12 protein-coding genes, 1 tRNA gene and 3 rRNA genes are annotated in these 19079 nt (G+C 57.0%); 9 read left to right on the top strand and 7 right to left on the bottom strand.

Annotated features, from left to right (window positions below; translation table 11 throughout):
- Positions 1-8: 8 nt before the first annotated feature.
- Genes AB1E37_RS22305 through AB1E37_RS22295 form a run of 3 tightly spaced genes read right to left on the bottom strand, consistent with a single transcriptional unit; the run spans position 9 to position 3063 of the window.
- A complete protein-coding gene (locus tag AB1E37_RS22305; protein WP_032448235.1) occupies positions 9-1271 on the bottom strand; it encodes an efflux RND transporter periplasmic adaptor subunit in 1263 nt (420 codons plus the stop codon).
- Between the two features lie 44 nt (positions 1272-1315).
- Positions 1316-1660, bottom strand: coding sequence for a cation efflux system protein CusF (gene cusF / locus AB1E37_RS22300; protein WP_004222368.1), 345 nt, complete (start codon positions 1658-1660; stop codon positions 1316-1318).
- 17 nt (positions 1661-1677) lie between these two features.
- Entirely contained in the window at positions 1678-3063 is a 1386-nt protein-coding gene (locus tag AB1E37_RS22295; protein WP_004222371.1) for an efflux transporter outer membrane subunit, read from the bottom strand.
- Between the two features lie 171 nt (positions 3064-3234).
- On the opposite strand from AB1E37_RS22295, the gene cusR reads away from it, so the two are divergent.
- The 4 genes from cusR to kacT all read left to right on the top strand — a co-directional run bounded on the left by cusR (position 3235) and on the right by kacT (position 6254).
- On the top strand, positions 3235-3918 hold the full coding sequence (gene cusR / locus AB1E37_RS22290; RefSeq protein ID WP_002887273.1) for a copper response regulator transcription factor CusR: 684 nt from the start codon (positions 3235-3237) through the stop codon (positions 3916-3918).
- Positions 3908-5341 carry a Cu(+)/Ag(+) sensor histidine kinase gene (locus AB1E37_RS22285; protein WP_004222374.1) on the top strand — a complete coding sequence of 478 codons (1434 nt, stop codon included), beginning with the start codon at positions 3908-3910 and terminating at the stop codon, positions 5339-5341. Before cusR ends, AB1E37_RS22285 begins: the two co-directional genes overlap by 11 nt.
- A gap of 102 nt (positions 5342-5443) precedes the next feature.
- Complete coding sequence (kacA, locus tag AB1E37_RS22280; protein ID WP_004222378.1) at positions 5444-5710, top strand: type II toxin-antitoxin system antitoxin KacA; 267 nt, start codon at positions 5444-5446, stop codon at positions 5708-5710.
- Between the two features lie 10 nt (positions 5711-5720).
- Positions 5721-6254 carry a type II toxin-antitoxin system toxin KacT gene (gene kacT, locus AB1E37_RS22275; protein ID WP_004178461.1) on the top strand — a complete coding sequence of 178 codons (534 nt, stop codon included), beginning with the start codon at positions 5721-5723 and terminating at the stop codon, positions 6252-6254.
- A 47-nt stretch (positions 6255-6301) separates the two neighbouring features.
- Here the strand turns inward: kacT and AB1E37_RS22270 are convergent, their stop codons facing one another.
- Positions 6302-7423, bottom strand: coding sequence for a cupin domain-containing protein (locus tag AB1E37_RS22270; protein WP_117116885.1), 1122 nt, complete (start codon positions 7421-7423; stop codon positions 6302-6304).
- 591 nt (positions 7424-8014) lie between these two features.
- Between AB1E37_RS22270 and AB1E37_RS22265 the strand changes: the two genes are divergently transcribed.
- From AB1E37_RS22265 to AB1E37_RS22245, 5 genes are all read left to right on the top strand, one after another.
- Positions 8015-9554: ribosomal RNA gene (locus AB1E37_RS22265) — 16S ribosomal RNA — on the top strand.
- A gap of 85 nt (positions 9555-9639) precedes the next feature.
- Positions 9640-9715, top strand: a tRNA-Glu gene (locus AB1E37_RS22260).
- Positions 9716-9897: 182 nt separating this feature from the next.
- Positions 9898-12798 (top strand): 23S ribosomal RNA (locus tag AB1E37_RS22255).
- 188 nt (positions 12799-12986) lie between these two features.
- A 5S ribosomal RNA gene (gene rrf / locus AB1E37_RS22250) occupies positions 12987-13102 on the top strand.
- Together the 16S, 23S and 5S rRNA genes with 1 tRNA gene alongside form the textbook arrangement of a ribosomal RNA operon.
- Positions 13103-13692: 590 nt before the next feature.
- A complete protein-coding gene (locus AB1E37_RS22245; protein WP_002887322.1) occupies positions 13693-14010 on the top strand; it encodes a hypothetical protein in 318 nt (105 codons plus the stop codon).
- A 40-nt stretch (positions 14011-14050) separates the two neighbouring features.
- Here AB1E37_RS22245 and AB1E37_RS22240 read toward each other — a convergent pair whose 3' ends face one another.
- Genes AB1E37_RS22240 through AB1E37_RS22230 form a run of 3 tightly spaced genes read right to left on the bottom strand, consistent with a single transcriptional unit; the run spans position 14051 to position 18983 of the window.
- Positions 14051-15175 carry an ABC transporter permease gene (locus tag AB1E37_RS22240; protein WP_032448236.1) on the bottom strand — a complete coding sequence of 375 codons (1125 nt, stop codon included), beginning with the start codon at positions 15173-15175 and terminating at the stop codon, positions 14051-14053.
- Entirely contained in the window at positions 15175-17919 is a 2745-nt protein-coding gene (gene rbbA / locus AB1E37_RS22235; protein ID WP_032448237.1) for a ribosome-associated ATPase/putative transporter RbbA, read from the bottom strand. The genes AB1E37_RS22240 and rbbA overlap by 1 nt, the downstream gene beginning before the upstream one ends.
- Positions 17916-18983: an HlyD family secretion protein gene (locus AB1E37_RS22230; RefSeq protein ID WP_014599028.1), complete on the bottom strand. Its 1068-nt coding sequence runs from the start codon at positions 18981-18983 to the stop codon at positions 17916-17918. The genes rbbA and AB1E37_RS22230 overlap by 4 nt, the downstream gene beginning before the upstream one ends.
- Positions 18984-19079 lie beyond the last annotated feature (96 nt).

Genomic DNA, 19079 nt, shown 5'->3' with positions numbered 1-19079 from the left:
TCCGTTCCTTAGTGCGCGTGGGCGGCAGAGGCCGCGGCATCAGGGGCCTGCGCGCGCATGCGCTCCAGCGCGCCGGCGATATTGGCCTCCGAGTCGATCAGGAACAGGCCGCTGGCGACGACTTTTTCACCCTCCTGCAGACCGCTGCGAATGGCCGTGACGCCATTGGACTCATGGAATACCTGCACGATTTTCGGCACGAAGCGGCCCTCGTTATCCACGGTAATCACTCGCTGCTCGCTGCCGCTGTCGATCAGCGCTTTGGAGGGGATCAGCAGCATCGGTTCGCTTTCGCTGGTCAGTTGCAGATAGGCGTTCATCCCCGGCTTCAGCGCTTCATCCGGGTTGTTGACCTGCAGGCGCAGCTGCAGGGTTCGGGTGGCGCTATCGACGCTGGGGAGAAGGGTCCATTTGCTGATGCGGAAGGTTTTGCCCGGCCAGGCGGGAACCTGAATGCTGAACTGCGAGGCGTCTTTAATCAGCCAGGCGATGGATTCCGGGACCGCCACGCTGACCCATACCGGGTCCATGCCCTGAATTTTCGCCACCACGTTATCTTTGGCGATGTTCATTCCGGCGCGCAGATCGAAGGCGGTAATAACGCCATCGATCGGTGCTTTGAGAGTAAAGCGGGTCTGGATTTTACGCGTGGCTTCCAGGCGGCGGATATCGTCGTCCGGCATTCCGGCGAGACGTAGACGCTCGAGGATCCCCTCGACCTGCGTAGCGGTGCCCCCGGTCTCCTGCAATAGCAGATATTCGCTCTGCGCTTCCACCCAGTCCGGGATGGTCAGCTCGAGCAGCGGCGTGCCTTGCTTGACTTTGTCGCCGACGGTCAACGGATAGACTTTATTGATAAAGCCCGCCGCCCGCGCCTGCATAATCACATACTGGTACTCGTTATAGCTGATATTGGCCGGGAAGGTCTGAGCGTAGCGCAGCGGCCCGCGGGTGACGGCGGTGGTTTTCACCCCAAGATTCTGGGTCTGCGTCGGGTCGATACGCACCCCCGGCGCACCGGCGGCGGCATGCTCCTCATCGGCGTATTTCGGCACCAGATCCATATCCATAAACGGCGATTTACCCGGTTTATCGAAGCGGGTGTTCGGGTACATCGGATCGTACCAGAACAGCACTTTACGCTGCTGCTCGGCCGCCGGAGCGGCAGAGTGGGTCGGAGCCCATCGGGCGTACAGCGCCGCGGTAAGCGCGCCGCCAATCAGCATGCTGCCGAGGATCAACGCCGTATTTTTAAGTGTCAGGGATGCCATGTGTCGTCCATTCAGTTGTTGAGGGGCCTACCGTCGCCGGGCCGTTATTGGGCGCGGATATCCTGCAGCAGCGACAGGTTGCCCTGCTGAACGAAGGTGAAATCCACGCTGTCGCCATCCTTCACATTGTTGAGCTGCGTCTGCGGGGTGATGGTGAAGCGCATGGTCATCGGCGGCCAGTTCACCGCCGGGATGGCCTCGTGGGCGATAGTGATTTTTTTGTTATCCATATCAATAGCTTTAATGACGCCTTTGCCGCTGATGCTTTGCGCCTGCGCGGCGGCGGGCTGCTCGTGCATCGCCATACCGGCGTGCGGGGCGGCGGCCTGGGCGGCGAACACCGCGCCAGAGAGCAGGGTGAACAGGGCGATTTTAGATAGTGAATTCATGTTCGGGACTCCTTGGGTTATTCCATCCAGCCGCCGCCGAGGGCGGTGAACAGGGTGATTTCATTAGCCTGACGGGAATAGTTGAGTTCCAGCAGGGTTTGTCGGGTGGTGAAAATATCGCGCTGGGCGCTCAGGACTTCGATGTAGCTGACCGCGCCGTGACGATAGAGCGCGGTGGCGCGCTGCAGGGTGATATTTAGTGAAGCGAGATAGCGCTGCTGGGCGGCAATCTGATCGGCCAGGCTTTGGCGCAGGGCCAGCGCGTCGGCCACCTCTTTAAAGGCGGACTGGATTTTTTGTTCATAGTTGACCACCTGCTGCTGCTGGCGGATCTCCGCCAGATCGAGGCTGGCCTGATTACGCCCGGCGTTGAAAATCGGCAGTTCGATTTTGGGAATGAAGTTCCACATCGCGCCGCTGGCGTTAAACAGGCTGGAGAGTTCGCTGCTGCTGCCGGAGAGCGAGCTGGTCAGGGTGATCGACGGGAAGAAGGCCGCCCGCGCGGCGCCGATGTTGGCGTTGGCCGCTTGCAGGCTGTGTTCGGCTTCCAGAATATCTGGCCGCTGCAGCAGGATCGCTGAGGAGAGCGATGGCGGCAGGGTTACGCCTTGCAGGTCTACCGCGCTGCTGGCGCTATCGTCCGGCAGGCGCTGATAGCTGCCGAGCAGCAGTTGCAGGGCGTTATTGGCCTGCGCCAGCTGGCCCTGACGTTTGGCGATATCGGCGCGGGTGCTTTCGATCATGCCGCGCGCCTGCTCCAGCGCCAGCACGGTGGTGCTCCCGGTCAGCAGCTGTTTTTCAACGAAGGCGTAAGACTGCTGATAGTTCTGTAAGGTATCGTTGGCCACCTGCAGCTGCGCTGCCGCCAGCCGCTGGTTGAAGTAGCTTTGTGAAACGTTAGCAATCAACAGGATATGCACTGCGCGCCGCGCCTCTTCGCTGGCGAAGAAGTTCTGTCGGTCGGCCTCGCTAAGGTTTTTCAGCCGGCCAAAGAAATCGAGGTCGTAGCTGAGGTTTAAGCCGGCGGTATAATCGCTGCTGGTGGTGGTGTCGCCTTTAAGCTTGCCGCCATAGGTGGTGCTGCCGTCACCGTTCAATTGCGGGTAGCGGTCGGCGTCGGTAACCCGGTACTGGGCGCGGGCTTCCTGCACTTTCAGCGTCGCCATCCGCAGATCGCGGTTGTTGGCCAGCGCAGTGCTAATCAGGCTTTTCACCTGCGGGTCGACGAAAAAGGTGCGCCAGCCGGTCTCCTGGTAGCCCGCTGTTGCAGTAACCAGCTTGTTCTGGCTGAGAGAGAACTGCTGCGGTACCGGCGCTGCGGGGCGCTGGTAGTCCGGAGCGAGCGAGAGACAGCCGGTTAAGGCAAATATCACGCTGAGGGTAAGTAGCTGTATTGAACGCATGGCGGCAGAAGTTTCGACGATTTATCCATGGCGGCTACTTTACGTAGCGGGCTCTGTTCAGGGCGTGACGGGAAAATGACAAAGCTGTCATTTTCCTGATATTTCATTGCTATCCGGAGGCGCTCCTCTAAAATTGAATACCCGCACAAAGCGCGCGTGAAGGAGCCTGCCGTGAAGATTTTGATTGTCGAAGATGAGAAGAAAACCGGAGAGTACCTGACCAAAGGGCTCACCGAGGCCGGCTTCGTCGTCGACCTGGCCGATAACGGCCTCAACGGCTATCACCTGGCGATGACCAGCGATTACGATCTGCTGATCCTCGACATCATGCTGCCGGATGTGAACGGTTGGGATATCGTGCGCATGCTGCGCGCCGCCGGGAAAGGCATGCCGATCCTGCTGCTTACCGCGTTGGGCACCATTGAGCATCGGGTGAAGGGGCTGGAGCTGGGCGCTGACGACTATCTGGTAAAACCGTTCGCCTTTGCGGAGCTGCTGGCGCGGGTGCGTACTCTGCTGCGCCGCGGGGCGGCGGTCATCGTCGAAAGCCAGTTTCAGGCGGCCGATCTCAGCGTCGATTTGGTCAGCCGCAAGGTGACGCGCGGTGCCACCCGCATCACCCTGACCAGTAAGGAATTCACGCTGCTGGAGTTCTTCCTGCGTCATCAGGGCGAGGTGCTGCCGCGTTCGTTAATTGCTTCGCAGGTGTGGGATATGAATTTCGACAGCGACACTAACGCCATCGACGTGGCGGTGAAGCGGCTGCGCGCCAAAATTGATAACGACTTCGAGCCGAAGCTCATCCAGACCGTGCGCGGCGTCGGCTACATGCTTGAGGTGCCGGATGGCCGCTAAGCGCCCCTTTTCCCTGGCCACCCGGCTGACCTTCTTTATTAGCCTCGCCACCATCATTGCTTTCTTCGCCTTCACCTGGATCATGATCCATTCGGTGAAGGCCCACTTTGAAGAGCGCGACGTTCACGATCTCAGACAGCTCAGCACCACCCTGGAGACGGTCCTCGACCACGCTGACTACCCGCCGGCGCGGCGGCTGGAGATCGTGAAGAATATCATTGCGGGCTACGCCAACGTCTTCATCTGCCTGGACGATGGCCAGGGCAATATTCTCTTCCAGTCGCCCAACGGGCCGGATCTCAGCCATATGCTGAGTACGCCGGGGCTGGCGATGCAGCTCCGCGACGGGAATGTGATTTCATGGACCGACCCGCAGCCGCGGGCAATGGCGCACGATAATCATCCAATGGAAACCCGCGCCTGGCGGCTGATCATGCTGCCGCTGGGCAAGCAGGCGGACGGTAAACCGGCGTACCACCTGCTGATGGCCTTATCCATCGATTTTCACCTGCACTATATTAATGAGCTGAAAGCGAAGCTGATCTCCGCGGCGTCGATAATTAGTTTGCTGATCATCGCCATCGTGCTGTTTGTGGTCTACCAGGGGCATAAGCCGATCCGCCAGATCAGTCGCCAGATCCAGAATATTACCTCGCGGGATCTCGATGTGCGCCTTGACCCGCAGGCGGTGCCTGTCGAGCTGGAGCGGCTGGCGCTGTCGTTTAACCATATGCTGGAGCGCATAGAGGATGTCTTTACCCGCCAGTCCAACTTCTCCGCCGATATCGCCCATGAAATCCGCACGCCGATTACCAACCTGGTGACGCAAACCGAAATCGCCTTAAGCCAGAGCCGCAGCCAGCAGGAGCTGGAAGAGGTGTTGTATTCCAATCTCGAAGAGTTCTCGCGGATGTCGCGGATGGTCAGCGATATGCTGTTCCTCGCTCAGGCGGATAATAACCAGCTGATCCCTGAGCAACAGGCGCTGGATCTGGCCGAGGAAGTGCATAAGGTGTTTGAGTTTTTCGAGGCGTGGGCGGAAGAGAAGGCGGTGGCGCTGCGTTTTGTCGGTAGCCCCTGCCGGGTGACGGGCGATCCGCTGATGCTGCGGCGAGCGATCAGCAACCTGCTGTCGAATGCGATCCGCTACACGCCTGCCGGGCAGGCGGTGACCATCCAGTTGAGCGAAAGCGCGGAGACGGTACGCCTGGTGGTGGAGAACCCCGGTACGCCGATTGCCGCCGAGCATCTGCCGCGCCTGTTTGACCGTTTCTATCGCGTCGACCCCTCGCGCCAGCGCAAAGGGGAGGGCAGCGGCATCGGCCTGGCGATTGTGAAATCGATTGTCGGAGCCCACCACGGCAGCGTGGCGGCGCAGTCCGATCTGCGCTCGACGCGGTTTATTGTGGTGTTGCCGAAATAGGCGCAATCCGCGAGTGATAGTTGAGTATGTGGCTTTCTGTCGCTATATTAAATGTACGGAAAATAACCGTACATGAAGTTTGCAACAGGCCGGAGATAACGTATGCCCGCACTTAAAAAGCAGCGTATAGATTTGAGATTAACCGATGATGATAAGAGCATCATCGAGGAAGCTGCGGCAATTTCGAATCAGACGATTACCCAGTTTGTGGTTGCCAGTGCCTCAGAACGTGCTGCGGAAGTGATTGAGCAGCACCGCAGAATGGTCCTCAGTGAGCAATCATGGAGCCTGGTGATGGAGGCGATTACCCAACCGCCAGCCCCGAATGATCGACTGAAACGTGCAGCGAAGCGTCTACAAACCAGGTAAGGTAGAGCTAATGGAGCAGCAACTGACGATTGAGATGATTGCCGATGCGTTCAGCTACGATATCACTGGATTTGATTGCGGCGAGGAAGCGCTGAATACGTTTTTAAAAGAGCACCTCAAGCGGCAGCACGATGGACAAATCTTAAGGGGTTATGCGCTGGTCTCCGGGGATACCGTTCCCAGGTTGCTGGGTTATTACACCTTATCGGGGAGTTGTTTCGAGCGAGGCATGTTGCCGTCTAAAACTCAGCAAAAGAAAATCCCGTATCAAAATGCGCCAAGCGTAACCCTCGGGCGGCTGGCCATTGATAAATCTGTTCAGGGGCAGGGCTGGGGAGAGATGTTGGTTGCCCATGCGATGCGAGTGGTGTGGGGAGCGTCTAAAGCCGTTGGCATCTACGGATTGTTTGTTGAAGCCCTTAATGAGAAGGCTAAAGCATTCTATCTTCGTCTGGGGTTTATACAGCTCGTGGATGAAAATAGTAACTTACTGTTTTATCCGACCAAATCGATTGAACAGCTCTTTACTGACGATGAGTCATAAAAGAAACCGGGCAGCGCCAGGCGGCTGCCCGCAGTATCGCGACTCTCTTACTCTTCGAAGTACCAGTAGCCCTGATTAATCAGCCGCGTCAGTTCGCTCACGAACGCCGGATTCTGCAGGCCGCTGCCGAGCTCTTCCTGGCCTAATGAGGTATAGCGACACAGCGCATCCAGCGCTTCGGCATCGGTGGTGTCGAGTTGTTCGCTATGCACGAAAAAGCTGTCGCCGATATGCAGAACGCGCAGGCCGCTCAGGCGGGAAAGCTTTTCACCACCCAGCAGCGCATCGACCACTTCCTCTTCTTCATACGGTGGTTCCGCCGGCGCAATATCCAGCTCGTGACGCGGGGTGGTGACGAAACTGCCGAACCACTGCTTGAAGTCTTCCGGTTGGCGAATCATATCGATCATCATGGTGCGCAGACGTTCGAGTTCATACTCTTCAACCCGGCCCGGATGCTCGCGGCAGGTAAGGTCCGGATCGCTGTAGTGCTCGCCGCCGAGATCGTTCTCCAGCACATAGTCGGCGAAGCTGCTGATCAGGTCGCGGCCGTTTGGCCCGCGGAAGCCGACGGAGTAGTTCAGGGCGGTTTCGTGGGTTATGCCGTCGTGCGGGAATCCCGGTGGAATATAGAGGATGTCGCCCGGCTGCAGATCTTCATCAATGATCGGTGGGAACGGATCGACGTGCAGCAGTGCCGGATGCGGACAGAACTGACGCATCGGCAGCTTGTCACCCACGCGCCACCGGCGGCTGCCCATGCCCTGAATAATAAAGACGTCATACTGATCGATATGCGGGCCGACACCGCCGCCGGGGACGGAGAAGGAGATCATCAGGTCGTCCAGGCGCCAGTCCGGCAGTACGCGGAACGGGCGCACCAGCTCGGCGGCCGGCATATGCCAGTGGTTTACCGCCTGGGCCAGCAGGGACCAACCGGTTTTGCCCAGCCCGTCGAAATGTTCAAAAGGACCATTGCTGGCCTGCCATTTGCCGTTTTTCAGGCTGACCAGCCGGCTGTCGACTTCCGGCTCCATGGCTAATCCGGCCAGCTCGTCCGGAGTAATCGGGTCGACGAAGTCCGGAAACGCGTTTTTTAATACCACCGGCTGTTTCTGCCAGTATTTTTCTAAAAACTCGGGCCAGTTAATGTTGAGTTGATAAGCCATCGATTATTACCAGTAAGAAGAAACGGGCCTGATTATAGAAATGAGGGCCGGGCGGGCGCATTGTCGTGGGTCAAGAGTGGTGCTTAATTCACCATCGGCGCGATAATGGCGTTGGGTAAGAGAGAAAAATCACATTTTCGCCAAAAACCGAACTTAGCGTAAATTGCGCTGCAGGCCGCATGAACACTGGGATTGCGCCTTTAATGGTAAGAAGATGAATTAGCGAAAAGTTCAAATAATGAGCGGTCGATAAGATTTTTCTATTTTAACGCTTGCTACTTCCGGCGAACTCCCTATAATGCGCTCCCACTGACACGGCAGATGTGAATCACTTCACACAAACAGCCGGTTCGGTTGCAGAGAAAAATCCTGAAAAACGGGTTGACTCTGAAAGAGGAAAGCGTAATATACGCCACCTCGCGACAGAGCGCTAAAGCGCGTCGCAACTGCTCTTTAACAATTTATCAGACAATCTGTGTGGGCACTCAAAGTGACATGGATTCTTAACGTCCTCGGACGAAAAATGAATACCAAGTCTCAAGAGTGAACACGTAATTCATTACGAAGTTTAATTCTTTGAGCATCAAACTTAAATTGAAGAGTTTGATCATGGCTCAGATTGAACGCTGGCGGCAGGCCTAACACATGCAAGTCGAGCGGTAGCACAGAGAGCTTGCTCTCGGGTGACGAGCGGCGGACGGGTGAGTAATGTCTGGGAAACTGCCTGATGGAGGGGGATAACTACTGGAAACGGTAGCTAATACCGCATAATGTCGCAAGACCAAAGTGGGGGACCTTCGGGCCTCATGCCATCAGATGTGCCCAGATGGGATTAGCTAGTAGGTGGGGTAACGGCTCACCTAGGCGACGATCCCTAGCTGGTCTGAGAGGATGACCAGCCACACTGGAACTGAGACACGGTCCAGACTCCTACGGGAGGCAGCAGTGGGGAATATTGCACAATGGGCGCAAGCCTGATGCAGCCATGCCGCGTGTGTGAAGAAGGCCTTCGGGTTGTAAAGCACTTTCAGCGGGGAGGAAGGCGTTAAGGTTAATAACCTTGGCGATTGACGTTACCCGCAGAAGAAGCACCGGCTAACTCCGTGCCAGCAGCCGCGGTAATACGGAGGGTGCAAGCGTTAATCGGAATTACTGGGCGTAAAGCGCACGCAGGCGGTCTGTCAAGTCGGATGTGAAATCCCCGGGCTTAACCTGGGAACTGCATTCGAAACTGGCAGGCTAGAGTCTTGTAGAGGGGGGTAGAATTCCAGGTGTAGCGGTGAAATGCGTAGAGATCTGGAGGAATACCGGTGGCGAAGGCGGCCCCCTGGACAAAGACTGACGCTCAGGTGCGAAAGCGTGGGGAGCAAACAGGATTAGATACCCTGGTAGTCCACGCCGTAAACGATGTCGATTTGGAGGTTGTGCCCTTGAGGCGTGGCTTCCGGAGCTAACGCGTTAAATCGACCGCCTGGGGAGTACGGCCGCAAGGTTAAAACTCAAATGAATTGACGGGGGCCCGCACAAGCGGTGGAGCATGTGGTTTAATTCGATGCAACGCGAAGAACCTTACCTGGTCTTGACATCCACAGAACTTTCCAGAGATGGATTGGTGCCTTCGGGAACTGTGAGACAGGTGCTGCATGGCTGTCGTCAGCTCGTGTTGTGAAATGTTGGGTTAAGTCCCGCAACGAGCGCAACCCTTATCCTTTGTTGCCAGCGGTCCGGCCGGGAACTCAAAGGAGACTGCCAGTGATAAACTGGAGGAAGGTGGGGATGACGTCAAGTCATCATGGCCCTTACGACCAGGGCTACACACGTGCTACAATGGCATATACAAAGAGAAGCGACCTCGCGAGAGCAAGCGGACCTCATAAAGTATGTCGTAGTCCGGATTGGAGTCTGCAACTCGACTCCATGAAGTCGGAATCGCTAGTAATCGTAGATCAGAATGCTACGGTGAATACGTTCCCGGGCCTTGTACACACCGCCCGTCACACCATGGGAGTGGGTTGCAAAAGAAGTAGGTAGCTTAACCTTCGGGAGGGCGCTTACCACTTTGTGATTCATGACTGGGGTGAAGTCGTAACAAGGTAACCGTAGGGGAACCTGCGGTTGGATCACCTCCTTACCTTAAAGAACCTGCCTTTGTAGTGCTCACACAGATTGTCTGATGAACGTAAAGAAGCAAGGCGTCTTGCGATTGAGACTTCAGTGTCCCCTTCGTCTAGAGGCCCAGGACACCGCCCTTTCACGGCGGTAACAGGGGTTCGAATCCCCTAGGGGACGCCACTTGCTGGTTCGTGAGTGAAAGACGCGTGCCGATGTATCTCAAAACTCATCTTCGGGTGACGTTTGAGATATTTGCTCTTTAAAAATCTGGATCAAGCTGAAAATTGAAACGACACACAGTCAATGTGTGTTCGAGTCTCTCAAATTTTCGCAATCAGAAGTGAAACATCTTCGGGTTGTGAGGTTAAGCGACTAAGCGTACACGGTGGATGCCCTGGCAGTCAGAGGCGATGAAGGACGTGCTAATCTGCGAAAAGCGTCGGTAAGGTGATATGAACCGTTATAACCGGCGATGTCCGAATGGGGAAACCCAGTGTGATTCGTCACACTATCGTTAACTGAATACATAGGTTAACGAGGCGAACCGGGGGAACTGAAACATCTAAGTACCCCGAGGAAAAGAAATCAACCGAGATTCCCCCAGTAGCGGCGAGCGAACGGGGAGCAGCCCAGAGTCTGAATCAGCTTGTGTGTTAGTGGAACGGTCTGGAAAGTCCGACGGTACAGGGTGATAGTCCCGTACACCAAAATGCACAGGTTGTGAACTCGAAGAGTAGGGCGGGACACGTGGTATCCTGTCTGAATATGGGGGGACCATCCTCCAAGGCTAAATACTCCTGACTGACCGATAGTGAACCAGTACCGTGAGGGAAAGGCGAAAAGAACCCCGGCGAGGGGAGTGAAAAAGAACCTGAAACCGTGTACGTACAAGCAGTGGGAGCACCTTCGGGTGTGACTGCGTACCTTTTGTATAATGGGTCAGCGACTTATATTCTGTAGCAAGGTTAACCGTATAGGGGAGCCGCAGGGAAACCGAGTCTTAACTGGGCGTTAAGTTGCAGGGTATAGACCCGAAACCCGGTGATCTAGCCATGGGCAGGTTGAAGGTTGGGTAACACTAACTGGAGGACCGAACCGACTAATGTTGAAAAATTAGCGGATGACTTGTGGCTGGGGGTGAAAGGCCAATCAAACCGGGAGATAGCTGGTTCTCCCCGAAAGCTATTTAGGTAGCGCCTCGTGAATTCATCTTCGGGGGTAGAGCACTGTTTCGGCTAGGGGGTCATCCCGACTTACCAACCCGATGCAAACTACGAATACCGAAGAATGTTATCACGGGAGACACACGGCGGGTGCTAACGTCCGTCGTGAAGAGGGAAACAACCCAGACCGCCAGCAAGGTCCCAAAGTCATGGTTAAGTGGGAAACGATGTGGGAAGGCACAGACAGCCAGGATGTTGGCTTAGAAGCAGCCATCATTTAAAGAAAGCGTAATAGCTCACTGGTCGAGTCGGCCTGCGCGGAAGATGTAACGGGGCTAAACCATGCACCGAAGCTGCGGCAGCGACACTATGTGTTGTTGGGTAGGGGAGCGTTCTGTAAGCCTGCGAAGGTGACCTGTGAGGGTTGCTGGAGGTATCAGAAGTGCGAATGCTGACATAAGTAACGATAAAGCGGGTGAAAAGCCCGCTCGCCGGAAGACCAAGGGTTCCTGTCCAACGTTAATCGGGGCAGGGTGAGTCGACCCCTAAGGCGAGGCCGAAAGGCGTAGTCGATGGGAAACAGGTTAATATTCCTGTACTTGGTGTTACTGCGAAGGGGGGACGGAGAAGGCTATGTTAGCCGGGCGACGGTTGTCCCGGTTTAAGCATGTAGGCTGGTTGTCCAGGCAAATCCGGATAATCAAGGCTGAGGTGTGATGACGAGGCACTACGGTGCTGAAGTAACAAATGCCCTGCTTCCAGGAAAAGCCTCTAAGCATCAGGTAACATCAAATCGTACCCCAAACCGACACAGGTGGTCAGGTAGAGAATACCAAGGCGCTTGAGAGAACTCGGGTGAAGGAACTAGGCAAAATGGTGCCGTAACTTCGGGAGAAGGCACGCTGGTGTGTAGGTGAAGTCCCTGCGGATGGAGCTGAGACCAGTCGAAGATACCAGCTGGCTGCAACTGTTTATTAAAAACACAGCACTGTGCAAACACGAAAGTGGACGTATACGGTGTGACGCCTGCCCGGTGCCGGAAGGTTAATTGATGGGGTTATCCGTAAGGAGAAGCTCTTGATCGAAGCCCCGGTAAACGGCGGCCGTAACTATAACGGTCCTAAGGTAGCGAAATTCCTTGTCGGGTAAGTTCCGACCTGCACGAATGGCGTAATGATGGCCAGGCTGTCTCCACCCGAGACTCAGTGAAATTGAACTCGCTGTGAAGATGCAGTGTACCCGCGGCAAGACGGAAAGACCCCGTGAACCTTTACTATAGCTTGACACTGAACATTGAGCCTTGATGTGTAGGATAGGTGGGAGGCTTTGAAGCGTGGACGCCAGTCTGCGTGGAGCCAACCTTGAAATACCACCCTTTAATGTTTGATGTTCTAACGTTGGCCCCTTACCGGGGTTGCGGACAGTGTCTGGTGGGTAGTTTGACTGGGGCGGTCTCCTCCCAAAGCGTAACGGAGGAGCACGAAGGTTAGCTAATCCTGGTCGGACATCAGGAGGTTAGTGCAATGGCATAAGCTAGCTTGACTGCGAGCGTGACGGCGCGAGCAGGTGCGAAAGCAGGTCATAGTGATCCGGTGGTTCTGAATGGAAGGGCCATCGCTCAACGGATAAAAGGTACTCCGGGGATAACAGGCTGATACCGCCCAAGAGTTCATATCGACGGCGGTGTTTGGCACCTCGATGTCGGCTCATCACATCCTGGGGCTGAAGTAGGTCCCAAGGGTATGGCTGTTCGCCATTTAAAGTGGTACGCGAGCTGGGTTTAGAACGTCGTGAGACAGTTCGGTCCCTATCTGCCGTGGGCGCTGGAGAATTGAGGGGGGCTGCTCCTAGTACGAGAGGACCGGAGTGGACGCATCACTGGTGTTCGGGTTGTCATGCCAATGGCACTGCCCGGTAGCTAAATGCGGAAGAGATAAGTGCTGAAAGCATCTAAGCACGAAACTTGCCCCGAGATGAGTTCTCCCTGAGACTTTAAGTCTCCTGAAGGAACGTTAAAGACGATGACGTTGATAGGCCGGGTGTGTAAGCGCAGCGATGCGTTGAGCTAACCGGTACTAATGAACCGTGAGGCTTAACCTTACAACGCCGAAGATGTTTTGGCGGATTTGAGAATTTTCAGCTCTGATTCAGAGTCCGAAGGATTTTGCGCTGAGACAAGGCGGCAAACGACGCGATGGAAGGAGCATACATAAGTATGTGACTGACACTCGCGAGAGCAGCCAACGCAGTATGAGCGCAAAAGACACAGGACGAGCACAAAGAATTTGCCTGGCGGCACTAGCGCGGTGGTCCCACCTGACCCCATGCCGAACTCAGAAGTGAAACGCCGTAGCGCCGATGGTAGTGTGGGGTCTCCCCATGTGAGAGTAGGGAACTGCCAGGCATCAAACAAGTGAAGAGCCCATCCTGCCGGATGGGCTTTTTGCGTTTCTGTCGTCCGGCCAGCGTGCCGGTATGTCTCCCCGGTGGCGCTGCGCTTACCGGGGCTACGGATCCGACACGGGGCTACGTCCCTGTGGCCGGACAAGGTGCGCAGCACCGCCTTTATTGCTTCGCAAAATAGCGTGACGAATGCTTGTGGCAGGGTCAACCGGATAGTGAATTTACCGGATGATACAAGTCGGAAAATAATTATCAGCAGCTACGATTAATATTATTTCTTTATTTCAGCGCCATTATATTGTGCCCCGGTAAAATAATGATGCGGCCTCTTCCTCCCACAAAATAACGCGTTTACGCTTCAGAAAAAATATTTCCGTGACTGGATACTTCGCTTCCGGATGTATTGTGGCGAACGGTATGCTTCTTCCCTGTTTTTGTCTAAATGAGCTTTATCATTAACACTTTGTTAACTTGATCTGGTTTGTATGGCAGCAAATTTGATATACAAAGGGGGATGATTGCCTGTATGGATGCTGCCCGAAATACCTTGCGAGACATATGCTGGTTCTCGGCTGGCAAATGAGAATAGAAATGAAAATCCTGCTTAACTGGTCGCCATTGCGCCAGCTCTTCACTTACATTCAGGAGCGCTTTACCTTTCTGGTGCTGCTCTGCTGGCCTGCGATTATCTGGTTGTTCTGCCGGGTCGGCGTGTGGCTCACCGATAACGTTTATGAACTGCTGGGAAAATCACCCGCGCAGTCCTTCACCGTGTATCTGCAGCCGTTTATGACCCCCGGCACGCTGCTGCGCATCTCCATCAGCTGGGTGGTGTTGCTGTTCATTCTCTTCAGTATGGCGATGGCCTTCACCTGGGGTTTACGTCGCTTTATGAATCGCCATAAATAAACCATTCGGCCGCCGTAAGTCGACGGCCCTTCTTAAGCCTTTATGCCATCTCACCGATAGTCTTACGAAAACGCAGCAACGCGATAGTAAAGAACACTCCGCCGATAGCCAGCAAGGTTAAGAACTGCGGCCAGACGATGGCGAAGCTGGCGCCTCGATACAATATCGCCTGCGCCAGGCTGACGAAGTGGGTGGTCGGCATGGTCAACATAATATCCTGTACCAGCTGCGGCATACTTTCTCGCGGCGTGGATCCGCCGGAGAGCATCTGCAGCGGCAGTAAGACCAGGATCATCAGCAGCCCCAGCTTCGGCATCGAGCGGGCGAGGGTGCCCATAAAAATGCCGATCGAGGTAGTGGCGAACAGGCTGAGCGCCACCCCCAGCATAAACAGGGTAATCGACCCTTCAATGGGCACCTGCAAAATCCCCTGTACCATCAGTATCAGTGACAACCCGGACACCACCAGCACCACCAGGCCCATCGACCAGATCTTGGCCAGCATAATTTCAAACGGCGTGACCGGCATCACCAGCAGATGCTCAATGGTGCCATGTTCCCGCTCGCGGATCAGCGCCGAACCGGTGAGGACAATGGCCAGCATGGTGATATTGTTGATGATCGCCATCACCGCGCCAAAGCGCTCCTGCTCAAGGTTAGGATTAAAACGCATCCTGACCGCCAGCTCTACCGGCAGCACGCTGTTATCCCGATAGCGGGCGATAAAACTGTTTACTTCGCCGGTGATAATATTCTGGATGTAACCGTTGCCGGTAAAGGCCTGACTCATGCGCGTGGCGTCGACGTTGACCTGGATTTCCGGCTGCCGACCGGCCAGTACATCGCGCTGGAAGTTAGGCGGGATGTTGATGGCGAACGTGTAGCGCCCGGCATCCAGCCCGGCGTCCATCTCATCAGCGGTGATCAGCTCCGGCTCAAGAAACCAGGGACGGTAAAAAGCGTTAATAATGCGTGAGGAGAGCTGTGATTTATCCATATCAGCAACCGCGATCGGCGCCAGGTGCAGCGAACCGGGCATCACCGTGGCCGAGGAGTACACCGACACGGTAAACGCAAACACGATCAGCGCCAGCATCGCTTTATCACCGAGCAGGCTGCGCAGCTCTTTGACGCCAAGATTATAAATATTGCGTAATCCGCGCATCATCCCTCCTGTTTCTTCAGCAGCAGCACGCTCAACCCGAGCACCAGCGGCACCGCAATCAGTAGCGGAATGAATGAGCCCCACAAATCGCTAATATTCAGCGCTTTGGAAAAGGTCCCGCGGGCGATAGTCAGGAAGTGGCTGGTCGGGTAGATTTGCCCAATCCAGCGTCCGGGACCTTCCAGCGAGGCCACCGGATCGATCATTCCGGAAAACTGGGTTGCCGGGATCAGCGTAATAATCGCGGTACCGAAAATAGCGGCGATTTGGCTCTTCATAAAGGTTGAGATCAGCAGCCCCAGACCAGTGGCGATGGTGACATACAGCAGCGCCGCCAGGGTCAGCGTCAGGAAACTCCCCTTATGCGCGACGCCAAAGACAAAGACCGACAGCGCGCACAGCAGGAAGAAGTTAAACATCCCCAGTACGATGTAAGGCAGCTGCTTGCCGAGCAGGAACTCGCTACGGGTGGTCGGCGTCACGTACAAGTTGATAATCGACCCGAGCTCTTTTTCACGTACTACGCTCAGGGCGCTGAGCATCGCCGGGATCATCATCAGCAGCAGCGGGATCACCGCCGGGACGATGGCCGGCAGGCTCTTCACCTCTGGATTGTAGCGATAGCGGGTCTCGATGGAGATGAGCGAGGTATCGCGCTGCGGGCTGCTCTGCCGGCCGGCCATCTCCTGCAGCCAGGCCAGATGCATCGCCTGTACGTAGCCGCGCACGGTTTCCGCGCGGTTGGGCATCGCGCCGTCCACCCACACGCCGATTTGCACCGGCGTGCCGCGGGCGATATCGCGGCCAAAGTTCGGCGGGATCTCTATCGCCACCGCCAGCTCGCCGTCGCGCATCCGGCGGTCCAGTTCGTCATAGCTGCGCAGCGGCGCCTGTTCGATAAAGTAGCGTGAACCGGCTATGTTCTGCGACCAGCCCTGGCTGCTGAGGGTTTGATCGCGGTCGAGGACGGCAAAGCGCAGATCCTCAACGTCCATGCTGATCCCATACCCCATGATAAACATCAGGATCACCGTCCCCAGCAGCGCCAGCGTCGATCGTACCGGATCGCGGCGCAGCTCCAGCGCCTCGCGGCGGCTATAGCTAAACAGCCGGCGAAGACTGAAGGCCTGCCGTGGAGCCGTATGTCCGGAATGCGATGCCACAGCAGACGTGGGTTCTTCTGGTACTGGAGAGGACGGCTGGGCCTCTTTAAGCCAGGCGATAAACGCCTCTTCCAGGCTGTTTGAACCGCGCTGCTCGACCAGCGCCTGCGGCGTATCGCTGGCCAGCACTTTGCCGGCGTGCATCAGGGAGATACGATCGCAGCGTTCCGCCTCATTCATAAAGTGGGTGGAGATAAAAATGGTCACCTGATCCTGCCGCGCGAGGTCTACCATCAGCTGCCAGAACATATCCCGCGCCACCGGGTCGACGCCGGAGGTCGGCTCGTCGAGGATCAGCATCTCCGGGCGATGGATGACCGCCACCGCTAACGACAGGCGCTGACGGATCCCCAGCGGCAGATCGGCGGGAAGCGCGTCTTCAACCTCGGTCAGCATAAAGCGCTCGCACATTTCCGCCACCCGGCCGGGGATTTCGCCGTCCGGAATATGGAACAGGCGGGCGTGCAGCTCGAGGTTTTGCCGGACGGTCAGCTCGCTATAGAGCGAGAAGGCCTGCGACATATAGCCCACCCGCTGGCGGGTGGCGATATCCTTCGGGTCGACCGGCTGGCCGAACAGCCAGGCTTCACCTTCGCTGGCGGGCAGCAGGCCGGTGAGCATCTTCATGGTGGTGGATTTGCCGCAGCCGTTGGAGCCGAGGAAGCCGAAGATTTCACCGCGGGCGATGCGGAAATTAACGTGGTCGACGGCAACAAAGTTGCCGAAGCGCATGGTCAGGCCGCGCGCTTCGATGGCGATCTCTTCCTCACGGCTGTCGCGCGGTGGGATAACTACCGCCCTATGCGCCCGACGCTGTGCTTCTGGCAGCAGGGCGATAAACGCCTGCTCCAGGGTCTGGCTGCCGGTCTGGGCTTTGAGCTCTGCGGCGCTGCCGGCCGCCAGCACCTCGCCGGCGTTCATCGCCACCAGCCAGTCAAAGCGCTCGGCCTCTTCCATGTAGGCGGTGGCCACCAGCACGCTCATCGCCGGCTGGCGCTGGCGAATACTGTCGATAAGCTCCCAGAACTGCGCCCGGGAGAGGGGATCGACGCCGGTGGTCGGTTCATCAAGGATCAGCAGCTGCGGATCGTGGATCAGCGCGCAGCACAGGCCGAGCTTTTGCTTCATCCCACCGGAAAGTTTTCCGGCGGGGCGATCGCGAAACGGCGCCAGCCCGGTACTCTGCAGCAGCTCGTTGATGCGCAGTTCGCGCTCGGCTTTATCGTGGCCGAACAGGCGGGCGAAGAAGTCGACGTTTTCATACACCGAGAGAGTGTGATAGAGGTTTTTCCCCAGCCCCTGCGGCATCCACGCGATTTTCGGGCACACCTCGCGGCGGTGATGCACATCGCGCATATCGCCGCCAAGCACCATCACGTTCCCCTGCTCGATGGTCCGCGCCCCGGCGATCAGCGAAAGCAGGCTCGATTTGCCGACGCCGTCCGGGCCAATCAGGCCAACCATACGCCGTGCCGGGATCGCCAGACTGATATCGCGCAGCGCGATGGTGGCGCCAAACTGCTGACCAACGTGTTCCAGCAGGGCGACGGGGGGCGAGGTATCCTGCGGCGTTAGTTTCATTGCGGTAACCTCACCGCCAGGGCTTCAGGCCAGGGTTGTTGTTTATCCAGCCGTACGTAAGCCATACCGGGCAGGCCGGTTTTGACATACTCCAGGTGTTGCGCCAGCAGCTCCGGCGGGATACGCGCTTTGACGCGGAACATTAGCTTCAGGCGCTCGTCGCTGGTCTCGACCGTTTTCGGCGTGAACTGGGCGACGCTGGCGACAAAGCTGATATTGGCCGGGATCACCAGATCCGGCGCGGCATCAAGGACCAAGCGCGCTTCGCTGCCGAGCGCCAGCAGACCTGCCTGTTCGGTGGGCAGAAAAAAGGTCATATAGACATCGGCGAGATCGACCATGTTCAGTACCCGGCCACCGGCGGCCAGGACTTCGCCTGGCTCAGCGACGCGATACTGAATGCGGCCATCGCGGGGGGCTTTGAGCTCGCTATCGTCAATATCGGCGAGGATCCGCCGCTCGGTCGCCTGGGCGGCTTCGACGCGGGTTTGCGCCTGAATAATGCTGGTGCGGGCAGCTTCGATGGCGGCGCGGGCGGCGGAGACCTGGGCTTTCGCCGATTCCAGCGCCGCGCGGGCGCTCTCTGCGGCCGCGCGATCGTCATCCAGCTGCTGGGCGGAGACGGCGCCACGCTGGGAGAGGGTGTTGGAGCGAACATGGCGTTTCGCCGTGGAATCCAGCTCCGCCTGGCGCTGCTTCACTACCGCTTCGCTGGCGCGCATTTCACTTTGTCGCTGATCGAGCAAGGCTCTGGCGGCCAGGACCGCGCTTTCCGCCTCCTTGATTTGCGCGGCGGCTTCAAGACGCTGCTCGTTCAGTACCCGGGTATCCATTCTCGCCAGCACCTCTCCCTGGTGCACGAACTGACCCTCTTTGACCAGAATGGTGTCGATACGCCCGGCGATTTTACTGGCAATATCGACTTCGGTGGCTTCGATTCGGCCGTTGCTGCTGGCAAAACCGTCCGGGAGACCTGGCGGGCGCAGCAGCCACCATGCGGCGGCGGCGAGCACCACCAGTAAGCCGACAAAATACCCTGCCCAACGTTTCTTTATTTTGTCCATACGCGACTCGCTTGATTCCCTGTGCTGAGTGGTGCGCGTGTTTCCTCCGGCGGGCGGAGCGTCCTTCTTGCGAAGGACGAAAAAGTGGAGGGAGGG

The organism is Klebsiella sp. Shm-1, assembly GCF_040804525.1.
Lineage (GTDB): Bacteria > Pseudomonadota > Gammaproteobacteria > Enterobacterales > Enterobacteriaceae > Klebsiella > Klebsiella pneumoniae.
The sequence above is the reverse complement of the archived record's forward strand: the minus strand, read 5'-3'. Positions and strand labels throughout refer to the sequence as shown.